At 65.0% G+C, this 13096-nt stretch carries 11 protein-coding genes; 4 read left to right on the top strand and 7 right to left on the bottom strand.

Annotation, left to right across the window (positions count from 1 at the left end; translation table 11 throughout):
* Window positions 1-232: 232 nt before the first annotated feature.
* A complete protein-coding gene (locus AC1DBQ_RS16495; protein WP_476929537.1) occupies window positions 233-619 on the bottom strand; it encodes an SHOCT domain-containing protein in 387 nt (128 codons plus the stop codon).
* Between the two features lie 94 nt (window positions 620-713).
* Window positions 714-1148, bottom strand: coding sequence for a hypothetical protein (locus tag AC1DBQ_RS16490; RefSeq protein ID WP_476929536.1), 435 nt, complete (start codon window positions 1146-1148; stop codon window positions 714-716).
* A gap of 296 nt (window positions 1149-1444) precedes the next feature.
* On the opposite strand from AC1DBQ_RS16490, the gene AC1DBQ_RS16485 reads away from it, so the two are divergent.
* Window positions 1445-2275: a class II glutamine amidotransferase gene (locus AC1DBQ_RS16485; protein WP_476929535.1), complete on the top strand. Its 831-nt coding sequence runs from the start codon at window positions 1445-1447 to the stop codon at window positions 2273-2275.
* A 94-nt stretch (window positions 2276-2369) separates the two neighbouring features.
* Here AC1DBQ_RS16485 and AC1DBQ_RS16480 read toward each other — a convergent pair whose 3' ends face one another.
* Both AC1DBQ_RS16480 and AC1DBQ_RS16475 read right to left on the bottom strand, forming a co-directional pair.
* Complete coding sequence (locus AC1DBQ_RS16480; protein ID WP_476929534.1) at window positions 2370-3923, bottom strand: hypothetical protein; 1554 nt, start codon at window positions 3921-3923, stop codon at window positions 2370-2372.
* A gap of 325 nt (window positions 3924-4248) precedes the next feature.
* A complete protein-coding gene (locus tag AC1DBQ_RS16475) occupies window positions 4249-4809 on the bottom strand; it encodes a potassium channel family protein (RefSeq protein WP_476929533.1) in 561 nt (186 codons plus the stop codon).
* 449 nt (window positions 4810-5258) lie between these two features.
* On the opposite strand from AC1DBQ_RS16475, the gene AC1DBQ_RS16470 reads away from it, so the two are divergent.
* Both AC1DBQ_RS16470 and AC1DBQ_RS16465 read left to right on the top strand, forming a co-directional pair.
* A complete protein-coding gene (locus tag AC1DBQ_RS16470; RefSeq protein WP_476929532.1) occupies window positions 5259-7598 on the top strand; it encodes a helix-turn-helix transcriptional regulator in 2340 nt (779 codons plus the stop codon).
* A 253-nt stretch (window positions 7599-7851) separates the two neighbouring features.
* Window positions 7852-8325, top strand: coding sequence for a universal stress protein (locus tag AC1DBQ_RS16465; RefSeq protein WP_476929531.1), 474 nt, complete (start codon window positions 7852-7854; stop codon window positions 8323-8325).
* A 45-nt stretch (window positions 8326-8370) separates the two neighbouring features.
* Here AC1DBQ_RS16465 and AC1DBQ_RS16460 read toward each other — a convergent pair whose 3' ends face one another.
* From AC1DBQ_RS16460 to AC1DBQ_RS16450, 3 genes are all read right to left on the bottom strand, one after another.
* Window positions 8371-8667, bottom strand: a complete 297-nt coding sequence (locus AC1DBQ_RS16460) for a hypothetical protein (protein WP_476929530.1) — start codon at window positions 8665-8667, stop codon at window positions 8371-8373.
* Window positions 8668-8743: 76 nt separating this feature from the next.
* Window positions 8744-10312, bottom strand: coding sequence for a glycoside hydrolase family 43 protein (locus tag AC1DBQ_RS16455; protein ID WP_476929529.1), 1569 nt, complete (start codon window positions 10310-10312; stop codon window positions 8744-8746).
* Between the two features lie 92 nt (window positions 10313-10404).
* Window positions 10405-11250: an IclR family transcriptional regulator gene (locus AC1DBQ_RS16450; protein ID WP_476929528.1), complete on the bottom strand. Its 846-nt coding sequence runs from the start codon at window positions 11248-11250 to the stop codon at window positions 10405-10407.
* A 250-nt stretch (window positions 11251-11500) separates the two neighbouring features.
* Here AC1DBQ_RS16450 and AC1DBQ_RS16445 point away from each other — a divergent pair, with 250 nt between their 5' ends.
* Window positions 11501-13054 (top strand): ABC transporter substrate-binding protein, encoded by a 1554-nt coding sequence (locus AC1DBQ_RS16445; RefSeq protein ID WP_476929527.1) that lies wholly within the window; start codon window positions 11501-11503, stop codon window positions 13052-13054.
* Window positions 13055-13096: the final 42 nt, after the last annotated feature.

The following is a 13096-nucleotide window of genomic DNA, read 5'->3' as shown; positions in this document are numbered from 1 at the left end:
GGGTGACGATTCCCCTCATCGCGCCCAGGCCGAACGCCACCACGGCCGCGCCAGCCAGGAAGAGCAATATGGTGACGGTGCGGGGGAGGGCCGGACGTGGGTCGGATTCCGATGATGCCGGCTCCATGGAGCCCTCCTTGGTTCAGTCGTACCGTATTTCAGGTGAGGAGGCGTGATGAGTAGTKAGTTCATTGTGGCTTGCTCCCCGTCAGATGGGGATCCCCCATCTGCGTCAGGCGACTACTTTGCTCTTGATCCGCTCGAACTCGGCCGCACTAATGGTTCCCGCGTCCATGAGCGCCTTGGCTTTGGCGATCTCCTCACTCGGGCTCGCCGCGGTGACTTGGCGGATATACGCATCAGTTGCCTCCTGGCTCTTGCGGGCCTGTGCCATTGACCGCTCCGTCATTCCCTTGCCGCGCGCAATCATGTACACCAGCAGGGACAGGAACGGTACGAAGGCAAGGAAGAGGATCCAGACGGCCTTCCACCAGCCACTGAGTTCGTGGTCACGGAAGAGGTCGCCGATCACCATGAACATCGCCCACAGKAAAGCGAAAATCGCATAGACGCAGAACAACCACCAGAAAATGCTCCAAAAGTTTTCGAAGAAATTCATTTGGCTTCCCTGCTTTCAATTGGTGCGGCGTTGTTAGTGAACACGGCCTTGGGTGGGGATATTCGGTGGGCGCGGGTCGCCCTGCCGGCCGGGCCTAGCATTTGACCTCATTCGTKAGGTCGCTGACGGCGGCTTGCACGTTGGCAGCTTCATCCMGGAGCGAGTTMACGGCCTGGTTCAGGGTGGCGCTGTCGGGAACGGCCTTCACTGCGGAGGCAAATTTGTCTTGGGCAGCTTTGACTGCATCCACCCGGTCTTTGGCGACGTCCCCGGCGGCTGTGACCAGATCGTCGAAGGTTTTCGCGACCTCGTCCCGCGCCGTCCGGATCTGATCCAGCGTGGCGCCTCGCTTGAGCGTGTCCTTGAAGTTCGTCAGGGCTGTGGAGTAGGCCGCGGAGGCAGTGCACACCGGTGAAACGGTCGGCGTCGGGGTAGAGCTGGGGCTGGTGGTAGTGCTGCAGCCGGCGAGCAGACAGAGGGCTGCCCMGAGGACGATGATTCGCGCGGCGACTGATTGTGGTCTCGACATTGGAGGCCCCTCTCTGCGTAGGATTCCGCTTTGCATACGCTTGCGCCTGGCAGCACACGCACTGGCAGGTATCACCAGTGTTGGCTCCGGGCCATGCGGGCGCCTCACCCGCCGGGGGTGATCCTCGGGCCGCCTGCGCCATTGGAACTTCCCTGCTTTCGGAGGTCCCGGCTGGCGTGTTGCGTCGAGCCCTCGGCTTGTGGCGGCGAAGCCTCCGACGCCGAATCACCCCAGGGTGATGATGTGCCGGCCGTGGTCCCGTGATGGACTGCTGTCCACACCAGAGGGAGGATGCCATGTGCCGTTGGCTAGCTTATTCGGGGTCACCAGTGAGGCTTGAGGAGCTTCTGTACAAACCCGCCAACTCGCTCGTGATGCAGAGCAAACATGCACGCATGGGAGTTGAAACCACGAACGGGGACGGCTTCGGCGTCGGCTGGTACGGCTCAGAGCCGTATCCCGGGTTGTTCCACAGTACAGAGCCGGCCTGGCACGACCGTAACCTTCGCGAACTGTCCGCCCAGGCATCGGCAGKCCGGGTCTTCGCGCACATCCGAGCCTCCACCGGCTCGGCAGTCCAGCAGACGAACTGCCATCCGTTCCGCCACGGCCGCTGGMTGTGGATGCACAACGGGCTCCTCAAGGACTTTCCGGCCGTGAAACGAGACCTCGCCATGGCCGTCGAGCCCTCGCTCTTTCCGCAGATCGAAGGAGCCACGGACTCCGAGCTGTTCTTCTTCCTGGCGCTCACCTTCGGCCTCGAGAAGGACCCGCCTTCGGCCGTCGCTGCCGCGGTGGGGCTCATTKAAGACGTCGGCCGGCGCCATGGCATCGAGCACCCGATTCAGATGACGGTGGCAACCACCGACGGCGACACCACGTGGGCGTTCCKCTACTCGAGCGAAGGCCGGTCCCGGTCGCTGTTCCACAGCACCGACGTCTCGATGCTCCGCGCCCAGTACCCGGACAACCCGATGCTCCACGCCCTCTCCGACGACACGCGCTTGGTGGTCTCCGAGCCGCTGGGGGACCTGGTCGGAGCGTGGCGGGAAGTCCCGGAGTCAACGTGCGTTGTGGTGCACGGCGGCGGGGAAGACCTGCTCCCGTTCTCGCCCGCAACCGCCTGAGTCGGCTCCCTGCCCCTGACAGGATCAGCAAGCGGTTGGCCCCGCCGAGCCACGCAATGCCGCGCACCCGTCACGCGTACGTCCTCACCAGACGTCAGTCCTCGGGGGAGTCAGTCTTCCTGGGGATGGGAAGGGTGGGATTCAACTTTTCAGGGGGACCGCCCGCGGTCACCGATCCACTGGCGGGGCCGGGTCCGGGCTCGGCACCGGAACTCAGGGGTCCGGCGCCTGGTTCGCTGACGGGCTTGGGTGCGAGCGCGGCTCCGGCACCGACGCTGACGGACCCGGCGCCCGTTCCGACGACGGGTTCGGCGGCCGGAGCAACTGCGGGGCGGCAGAGCAGCTCAACCAGGAGAACGGCCAGGACGGCAAATACCGCCGTCCAGATGGCGACAGCCGCCGTCGGGTCCTGCCAGAAGATCAGCACCAGCACCGCTATTCCGATGATGACGGAGTCCAGGATCCGCCGGTAATGAGCCAGCCAGAGCTGCCAAGGCTTGACCTGGCCGGCGCCGACTTTCCCGTTGATGTAGTCTCCCGCGGTCGCCAGACCGTGGCGGACAAACTCCGCGGGCCGCGAGTGTCCGGTCAGGAAGGCTGCCAATGCAATCAGGAGCCCCACGGCGAAGACCAAACGAACACTGGTCCGCAGAGGTACCAGAAGTGTCTCAACCAGGCTTTGAGCCGCCGCCGGGGAGACGGTGTCCGGCGGGATTGAGTTCAGCAGGATGGTCCGCCCAATCACAAGTCCCAGCGCCAGCAATGCCATGGCCACTGCAACGGCCAAACCGACGCCGCTGGTAGTGCTGCGCCTCCGGCCGCGCGGGGCCACCGCTATTGCACCAACGGCGCTGATGACCGTCAGCCACGCCAGTATGGGGGCCGTCTGATCCAGCGTCCTGATCGCCGTGGTGGCCCGGACCAGTTCAGGCGACTGGAACAGTGCGATCTGCGCGTCAACCTCCGGTATCCGCTMGGCGATGCCGACCCCCTGCTGGACCAGGAGTGTCTTGACGCGGGCAATGATCTCCTTGGTGGAAATCGTCACCGTCCCGCTCTGGTCAATGCTGACGGTGCCGCCAGTGTTTCCCGTGGCCAGGTTCACCAGACTCTGATGCGCCACCCGGTTCACCTGGATCCAAAGATCCTGAAACTGCGGAGTGGCCACGAACTTGGAGACGGCGGTATGGATGAGGTTCTTCGTCTGCTCCGCAATCACCGGGGCCAGCCCGGTGACCACCGCAGCCACACGCGGCGCCGTCTTGCTGAGTTCGTTCAAGGCATCMCTGGTGATGGCCTCGATGTCCACCGCGTCGGTGATCTGTTGAGTCACCTTGTCGGCGATCTCTGCCTGGATCGCGGGGTCCGAGGCTAACGGTGCCACGGTGGCCACATAGTGATCGGTGTCGAGGACTTCGCTGCGCAGGTAGAGGGCCGGCACCGCGCCGATGGCGAACACGGCAGTCAGGACCACCAGAACTATGGCCACGATCCGTCGAGCCAGCCCAGGATGCGTTCGGTGAGGCTTGGGGGGAGCCGTCCTGGCGTCGTCCCGCTCGCGCTGCAACCGGGCGACCTCCGCCCGGAGCCGCAGTATTTCTTCCTGTTCCGGGCTGCTGGGGCTCGGGGACTGATCGTGGAGGGACATGACGGGCTCCGCCTCTGTAGCAACTCGTCGCGCCGGCCCGTTGTCACAGCCGGCCACGGTTGGGCACTCGTGACAATTTTGATTGTCCACTCCGCGCGCTGGCCCAACCCCACCCACACAGGGTGATCTGTCACTCCGCACTCAGGCTGGCCGCCTTGGGTTGCAGGGCTGCCGGTGCAGCGTCATGGTGACCGGCGAACCGGAACCAGGCGTGGCTAGAACGCGACGGCGCCGGCTGCATCAGATCCCGCGCGTATGTCCCGCAGAATGTCAGCCCAACGTCCCGGCATCATCCCTTCCGGGTGATGACGCCGGCGAAATCAAGTCAGYGGCCCAGGCGTCGGCCGGCCGCGAAGAAGGCKACTTTCGCGATTAATAGCAGAGCGCCCAGATCAGCAATCATTTGCACCGATACCACGGCCCGCGCCAGTTCAGTCGTCGGAGTAATGTCGCCGAACCCGACGGTGGCAAATGTGGAAGTGGTGAAGTACAGGGCGTCAGTCCTGTTGAGGGGTTCGCTAAAGGACAAAGGGTCAGTTGTCGACATGGACGTGTAAAGCAAGGCGAAGAGGCACAAGAACATCAGAACGGATTCGACAACGGCCACGGCCGCCCGGACCTGGGGGATATGTGCCGTGAGGATCATCCGCAATTGGAGGATCAGCGTCGCCAAAAAGACCACCACGATTGCAGCAAGCCGAATCCACGCGGCCGCGGGATTATCGTCGTTGAAGCCGCTGATAGGAAAAACGAAGTAAAGCGTGAGGACCACTACCGTAAATGCGACCAGACGCGCTACCGCGGAAATAATGACCTTCCTCCGGCTGGCCTTATCGAGGTCGTGGAGGAAAACCGGGTCCGTCTGGCCGCCGTGCTTCGACGCCATGACTGATGATACCCCCGCCCGCACAATACGTGCCGGGCCGCACTTGGGCGGTGTTGATCGGCCTAAAGCCGCGCCCTGGGGAAACCCACAAGGGGTCTTTGCGCCCTGTTGGGGCCTATTTGGGCCCGCCTAGCATGTGAAACGTGGGAGACATGCAAAATGCGGGATGGGTGCCTGGCCCGCAGTTCAAGATCCGGCCGCCTCTGCGCGGTCTCGGAGCGTTGGAGCGTCCACGACTGGAAAACGCCTTGTCCGCGGCCGCCGATTCTMACCGCCTGACTCTCGTCGCAGCCCCAGCAGGCTATGGCAAATCGACGTTCCTTGGCGACTGGGTCCGCAAATGCGATCTGCCGTGCGCCTGGCTGTCCCTCGACCGGTTCGATACCCAGCCCGCACGGCTGTTTCATGGCGTCGTCGGAGCGATTCAATCGGCGGCCAGTAAAATGCCGTTGCCTGGCAACGACGCCCTGCTGGCTCTTGACCTGGGCCAGGCCCATGACCGGACCGCCTCCTACGATCTTCTCCTAGGAGCACTCGAGCACCTCACTGAGCCGATCGTCCTGGTGATCGACGACGTCCACTTGGCCGGGCCGGGGCTGTCGAACGGAATTGTCGGGGTTCTTGCCGCGTCGGCACCGCCCTCACTGCGGCTGGTCCTCTCGGGGCGGGGCCATACCGCCATCCAGCTGGAAAGGTTCCGTTATGGAGAGGGCCTCGGTGAGCTGCGCGCCGCCGAACTCGCCTTCACGCGGGAGGAAGTTTCCCAGTTTGCGTGTTCCCTCGGACAAGATACGCCGTTTGACGCCGGATCCCTMTGGAAAGCGACTGCCGGCTGGCCGGTCGCCGTCCACGCCAGCCTTGTCTCTTTGGCGCAGTCCCGCAATGTGGCGCTCAGCCCGCCGGCCGCCGCGCCCACGCACATACCCCTGGCCGATTATGTCGCGGAAGAGATCCTCGACCAGCTTGAAGCGCCGCTGGCTGAATTMATCCTGAGGGCCACCACGTGCGACTGGTTGGACCGGCGCCTCGCCGTCGAACTCTACGGCCGTCCCCACGGCGGCGTTCTGCTTGAAGAATGCCTCCGCAATGGTCTCTTCATCGAGGAACATGATTACCCCGGCGGCGAATCGGCGTACCGCTGGCACGCCCTCTTCGCGGCGCAGTGCCGCCGACTACTGGARCGGCGGGACCCCCTGCTTGCCGAGCGCCTGCACCGCGTGGCGGCGCGGCACTACCAGGACACCGACGTCGTCGAGTGCGTGGCCCAGGCGCTGCAAGGGCGTGCACCCCGGCAGGCGGTCATGTCGCTCGGCGCGCATTGGCTCGAGTTCGTGCTGGGAAATGACGCCCAAACCCTCGAACGGCTATGCCGTGACCTCCCGACTCCGTGGAGCGAGKATCCCGAAATCCTGATGATCAGATCGGTCTGCCGTGCCCTCTCCGGCGACGCCACCGCCGCATCTGAGCTCGCCCAACGGGCACTGTCCAGGACCTACGTCCTGGATGCAGTTCGCCGGCGGCGGCTGGACAGTTGCCGTGCCCTTTTTGAACCGTTGCCCGACGGCGGACGACCGGATCTGCGTGCCACCCTGGCAGATGGTGGCAGGCCGGCCAAAGACATTTCGGACGGTGGACGTTCGGCCGCCGGCCCGACGGGACTCTTCTTGCTGGCCCAGGCCGAGTTCCGGCTGCACCGCAGCGGCGAATTCGCTATCGCATTGCTCCAATCGGCCGGAGGTGCCAGCAGCGCGGAGCATCTCGACGCGATAGATATCGGCGCCCAGTCGGACCGCGCGTTGGCGTTCGCAGCAGCCGGTGACCTGATGAGCGCCGAGAAACTAGCAACAACGGCGCTAGGGCGGGCAGACGCGCTGGGCTGGGGTTCGCACGAACGGATAGCGCCGGCGTGGCTGGCACGCGGCATCGCGTGCTATTGGAATGACGAGCTGAAAGCTGCGCGGACTTGTCTTGTGAAGGCCCAGCGATTGGGCAGCGAGCTCCACCCGTCCGGGCGGCTCAGTGCCATCTATCGGGTTCTGGTTGAGTGTGCCACCGGCGATCTGACGCGACTTGCCGATTCCAGCGCGGCGCTGGAGTCCTTTCACGGACGTGGACTGTACGCCGTGTCGTGGAACGCCCTGTACTCCGTCGCCGTGGCGAAGGTTGCCGAAGCCAAGGGCGACCTCGCCGGTGCATTGGAGATGGTTCAGCCCCTGGGCGCCGGAGGGCACGGGGCATTGGCTGACACGTTGCTGGCGGAATTGCTGCGTCGCGGAACGGAGTTCACCGCAGCTCAAAACTGTGCAGAGTCATTGGCTGATCGTCGTGGGAACTCCTACATCGACACGCGCCTCAGCTTGACCGAGGCGCTCCTGGCCCACAGGACGGGTGATACCGCGGCCGCACACGAGCGGCTTGAACATGCAGTCCGCAGGGCAGAACCCGAATCAGTCCTGCGGCCATTCGCTGAGCGGCGGGAGGAACTCGCCGATCTGCTCGTGCAACACGCTGTCTGGGGTACGGCCCATGAGTCGTTCATCGCAGCGCTGATGGCACGTGACGCACAGGGCGAGACGCGCCTTCGGAAACAGTCGTACTGGAATCTGACCGAGCGCGAACGCGAAGTTCTTGCCTATATGCGGTCCATCATGACCGCCGCTGAAATTGCGGAGGCGCTGTACATTTCGGTCAACACGGTCAAGACCCACGAACGGTCAATTTACCGCAAACTCGGGGCCGGAAGCCGGCGCGATGCACTGAAGACGGCCGCCAAGCGCGGCATCGTCTGAACCCCCGGGCCGGCGGTCCGGTCATCAGGAATTTCACCCGGGCTGGATGAGGCTGCGATTGGGTGAGGGTTTGACACTTGTTGTAGCTGTCAGAGAATAGCGGGCCGACGCTGCAGCGCAGTTCGCGTTTCGGGCTGACGTCACTGAATAGTCCGCCGTCACTGGGGCGAGCAGATCAAGAGGAAACTAGTTCTCTGACGAGACGGGCCAGAGGGCTCTAGGCGCCGTTAATCGGCGGTGAAAGTCTGGAATCATGACAAATGTGGACCCCTTTGTAATTGTGGTCGGGTTTGACGGCTCGAAACAATCGCACGCCGCCCTGGAATGGGCCATTGAAGAGTGCCGGTTCCGTGATGCGGAACTGCGCGTAGTGACGGTCTGGAATAAAGCACCGATGTCGTGGTATCCGGCACTGCTGGAAACAGCGGCAGGGGAAATCGTGGCCGAGGAATCTCCGCAGCARCAGGCTGAGGCGATCAGCGCGGCGGCCGCACAGGCCGCGGACGCCGCGGACGCCGTAAACGTGGTGACGCGGACCGTCCAGAACGACTCCGCCGCGTCGGCGATACTGGCGGCGGCGCAGGAAGCCGATCTGGTGGTGATTGGCGCCCGCGGCCACGGTGGTTTTGCGGGCCTGCACATCGGTTCGGTTTCCTCCCAGGTGGCGAACCACTGCCCGTGCCCGGTCCTGGTGGTTCGTCCGAAAGCGGCTGCACAGGCCCGTTGACCGGCGAGGAAAGGCCGCGCCGGGGGTGCCCCGCGCTGCTTGATGCTAGGGCATGACCTTGTAGAGTTCGACGACAGTCTCTTCGGGCGGCGAGGCGAAGCCGCCCTCAATGCCCGCCTGCATCCGGGGCATGAGGATCGTGTCCCTGAATTTCTCCCAGCTCTCCTTCGATTCATGGACTGCCATGACCGTCCAGCCGCCCGCGGACGAGCCGCCGGCGTGGAAGATCTGACCTTCCGGCAGGAGCCCCGCCCCGGGATGGACGGCGGCAATCGACGCCTCGTACTGCTCCTTGGTGCCTCCMGGGAAAAAGTGCACGACTCCGTAGGGCGCGGTTTCCATAGCTACTCCTAGGCTGGTGGGTGGGACTCGATAAGGCCAGTCGTAGACTTCGCCACCAGCCATGTCAAGGCATCTTTCAAAGCATCGGACGTCTCGCGGTGTAGTCGAACMGTTCGATGACGGCACTGCCCCCAGTGACCGATATTCCGATCACACGGCCCGTGAAACCTCCGGCGACCTCGCTGGACAAGTACCGGCCGTCCAGCCGGGCAAGGGTGCTCAAGCGCCCACCCTGCCGGAAACCGAGGGAGACTTCATCGGGGCCGGCGTTCTTACCCGGCTGCCCGGCACCAGGCGCGTCGGTGCAGGAAATCTCCAGCTGCAGGGAACCCGCGGACGGATCCCATGCCGCCATTCCCATCTCCTGATGCACTGGTCCGATCCGCGCCACCGCCCGTATATGGCGCTGACCGGCCTCGACGGCATACCAGTGGGAATCGTCCACCCTGAGCACGAGCCTCACCACCGCCTCCGGAGAGGGGCGCACCGTGGCCMGCCCGCTCCACTCAAAGTCGCGCACCCTCGTTGCCATGAGGGGCGCCGTCGCCGTGGCAGTGCCGGCGCCTATGATCTGCATGCCGGCGGCAAGTTTGGCGGTGAACGAGGCGAGGTCTGTTCCGGGTGCAATCCAGCGCATGTGCGGAAGGTCGCCGGAGAAGTCATCGGAGAACGAGGTGTCGCCGGCGGGAACCTGATAGCGGTCCTCATCGAAACGCGGCCAGCCCTGTTCCCATACGATGCCGGACACAAACGTTTCGCGGCCCAGGACGTGGTATCCCGGAACACTGCCGCGCGGGCGCACGCCCAGATAGACTGCCGCCCAGGCGCCGTCGACTGTCTCGACGAGGTCGGCGTGGCCCACGTTCTGGACCATGGCCGCAGTACTGCGGTGGCTGAAGACCGGATTGTCCGGATGAGGTTCGAAGGGGCCGCCCGGTGCCTTGCTCCGGCTGACGGAGACGGCATGGCCGCGTTCCGTGCCGCCCTCGGCCAGGATCAGGTACCACCAGCCGCCCGCCTGATACAAGTGGGGACCTTCCGGATAGGCAAGGCCGGTTCCCTGCCAGAGCTTCCTAGGGCGTTCCAGGAGCCGGCCGGTCTGCGGATCCAGCAGGGCCTGGACAATGCCGGACTCGTTCTCGCCGGGACCGAAGCCGACCCAGGTGAGGTAGCAGTTGTCGGCGCTGTCCCACGCTATGTCAGGGTCGATGCCCAACGTCCCCGTGATCTGGACAGGGTCGCTCCACGGGCCGGCCGCACTTTCGGCGTGCATCAACAGATGGCCGCCGCCGAAATCGCTCATGTTGGTGGTCACGAACCAGAATTTGTTGTTGTGATGCCGGAGGGTGGATCCAAAAATTCCACCGGAAGCGCGCCCGTCGCCGGCGGCGAACTGGCTCCGACGCGTGAGGATATTGCCGATCTGGTCCCACGTGACGAGGTCCCGGCTGTGGAAGATGGGTGCCCCTGGAAAATATTCGAAGCTTGAGGTGGCCAGGAAGTAGTCGCCGCCCACGCGGCAAATCGTGGGATCCGGAAAGAATCCGGGAATGACGGGGGCGGCGGCACCTGAGGAGGTMCTCGGCTGGCCCGTCCCGACTTCACTGCCAACCACCGTTGCTCCGTCCGTCGCTGAATATCTCATGCCCGGATTTCCTTGCGCCGGGAGTCCCTACGCTAGGGACCGCTTGCCGCGCGCCGCACCGGCACTTCCAATGGTTGGAAGGCCGGGGACGTTCAGCCCTCGGACAAGGTGCGGACGTCGTCGGCCAGGGCCGTCCGGAAGCCAAGGTTTCGCGATACCGCTCTGGCGGTKGCCATCACGGCCGGAGCCAGGACATTTGGCGGGGTGGTGCCGTCCGGAACCACGATGGACAGGGCGGCCACCACGGCGCCCTGGGCGTCGAAGACGGGGGCGGCCACGGACACGGTCAGCGACGGCGCGGAGCGGCGGATCATGGCAATGCCGGTCCGGTGGACGTCGGAGAGGGTGCGKCGCAGCTGGCCTTCCGGCATGGCGGCGACGCCCGGTTCGGTCGCTGCCGGCTCCTTCAGGATCTTTTCCTGGAATGCGGCGTCCGCGCCGGCCATCAGCACCAGGCCGACGGCGGTGGAGCGGAGGGGGAGCCGGCCGCCCACCCGGTAGGCCACTTCCGTGGCCTGCTTGGAGGAGAGCCGCTCGATCAGGACGGCCTCGTTCTTGTCCCGCACGGCCAGCAGCACGTGATGCCGGGTCACGGAAAAGAGGTCCTCCAGGTAGGGCAGAGCGATTTCGCGGATGCCATGGCCCCTGGGGGAGAGGGACGCTATTTCCCACAGCCGGACGCCMACGACGTAACGGCCGTCATCGAGCCGCTCCAAGGCGCCCCAGGCGACCAGGCGGGCGATGAGGCGCAGCGCCGTGGGGGCGGGCATCTCGGCGTAGCGCGCCAGCTCGGACAAGGTCAGCGCCCGACGGCGGTCCGTGAAGACAGCGAGCAGGCTGAGGGCCCGGTCGATCACCGGTTCGCCCTGCTTGGGGCGCTTGCCGCGCGCAGCGGCGGGTTTTTCAGCGGTGGTTAGCCTGTCCGCGGGTGCCGTCATTCGTCATCGTTCCTTCTTCGTCGCCAGTGACGCTCACCACAATAGTGTTTCAACCAATGAAATTCACATGTGACGGCCTTGCGTCTGCCGACGACTCTTGATGGAGCCGGCCCACCCGAGCACATCTGACGGAAGGGCCCGGAAGGCATAGCCGCCGGACCGCCAACGCTGGGCCGGTCCGCACTACGCCGGCCCCCACACCAGATGTCGACTATCCCGTTGTTTTAGAGAGAATGCGAAGGCGCACTACATGAAACTTCTGAACCCCACCGCCCGACGGAGCGCGGCCGTTCTGGCCGGTGTCCTGCTGCTCAGCTCCGTGACTGCCTGCGGCGGCTCCGGCCAGGCGGCCTCCGCCGTTGACAAGAGCACCCTKACGATCGGCGTCGAGAGTGACAGTGCGTCCTTCGGTTTCGACCCGTTGCGGGTCTCCGACGCCCAGCGGCAGTTCTTCGAAGGCCTCTACGACAACMTCATGACCCTCCAGGCGGACGGCTCTGTTGGTCCGGGGCTGGCAACCGGCTTCAGCTACAACGCCGACAACACCGTACTGACCCTTACGCTCAAGCAGGGCGTGACGTTTACGGACGGGTCCACACTGGACGCCGCGCTGGTGAAGGCCAACTTCGACCGCCGCACGGATCCCGCGCTCTCGGCGTACTCGGCCATCGCCAAGGGCGGCGCCCAGGAAGTCACCTCCGTGGACGTCGTCAGCCCCACCCAGGTGTCCCTGACGTTCGCCAAGGCGCAGCCCGGCTTCGAAAAGAACCTGGCCTCCACCCTGGGCATGATCGTCGGCAAGGCCGGGGCCGCTGACACAGCAAGCCTCGCCGCCAAGCCGGACGGCTCCGGCCCGTACACCCTGGACGCGTCCACCGTGAAGGGCAACAAATACGTCCTGCAGAAGAACGACAAGGGCACCGACGCCGCGAAATACCCCTACAGCAAGATCGTCTTCAGCGTCATCCAGGATCCGCAGGCCCGCGCCAATGCCCTCGTCTCCGGCCAGGTGGACGTCGCCCAGCTGACGTCACCGACTGTTKACTTCGCCAAGTCCAAGGGCGTGGGTGTCTCCCAGATCGGCGGCACGGTGAACACCATGATMTCCTTCGATAAGACCGGCAAGACGTCGCCGGCCTTCGCGAGCGAAAAAGTCCGCCAGGCATTCCAGTACGMCATCAACCGGCAGGCCCTCGTCGATGCMCTCCACAAGGGCGACATCGCGGCGTGGAACGCGCTGCCCAAGGATTCGGCCGGCTTCACGGAGGCGCTGAACACKCAGTTCGCCTACGACCCCGCCAAGGCCAAGAGCCTGCTGGCCGAGGCGGGCTACGCCAACGGCTTTGAATTCACCATCGTTGCGAGCGCCACCACGCAGACCGACCTCCAGGCCGTCCAGAAGGATCTTGCCGCCGTCGGCATCACCATGCAGGTCAAGATGGCGACGTCGACGGACGAGGCGTTTGCCGCCGTCGCCACCACTCCGCTGGGCTACGCGCCGCTGAGCTKGGACAACCCGGTGKGCCTGATGTACGGCGCGATCCTGAGCGGTTTCACCAACGTCCAGAAGGCCACGGACGACCAGCTCAGCGCCGCCACCGGTGAGGCTGCCGCCGCGAAGGACGACGCCGCGCAAAAGGCTGCACTGACCAAGCTGAACACCCGGCTCGTGKAATCCGGCTGGATGATCCCGCTTTATGAGGCCCTCACCAACCAGGGCTACAACACCAAGAAGATCAAGCAGGTGGAGTTCGCCGGCACGAACGCCTACCCTCTGCTCTCGTCCTACGCACCGGCCAACTGATCACCCACCCTGCCGGACGGCCTTCCCTTTGCAGGCGAAGGC

Source organism: Arthrobacter sp. 10T413_2, from assembly GCF_056394205.1.
The sequence above is the reverse complement of the archived record's forward strand: the minus strand, read 5'-3'. Positions and strand labels throughout refer to the sequence as shown.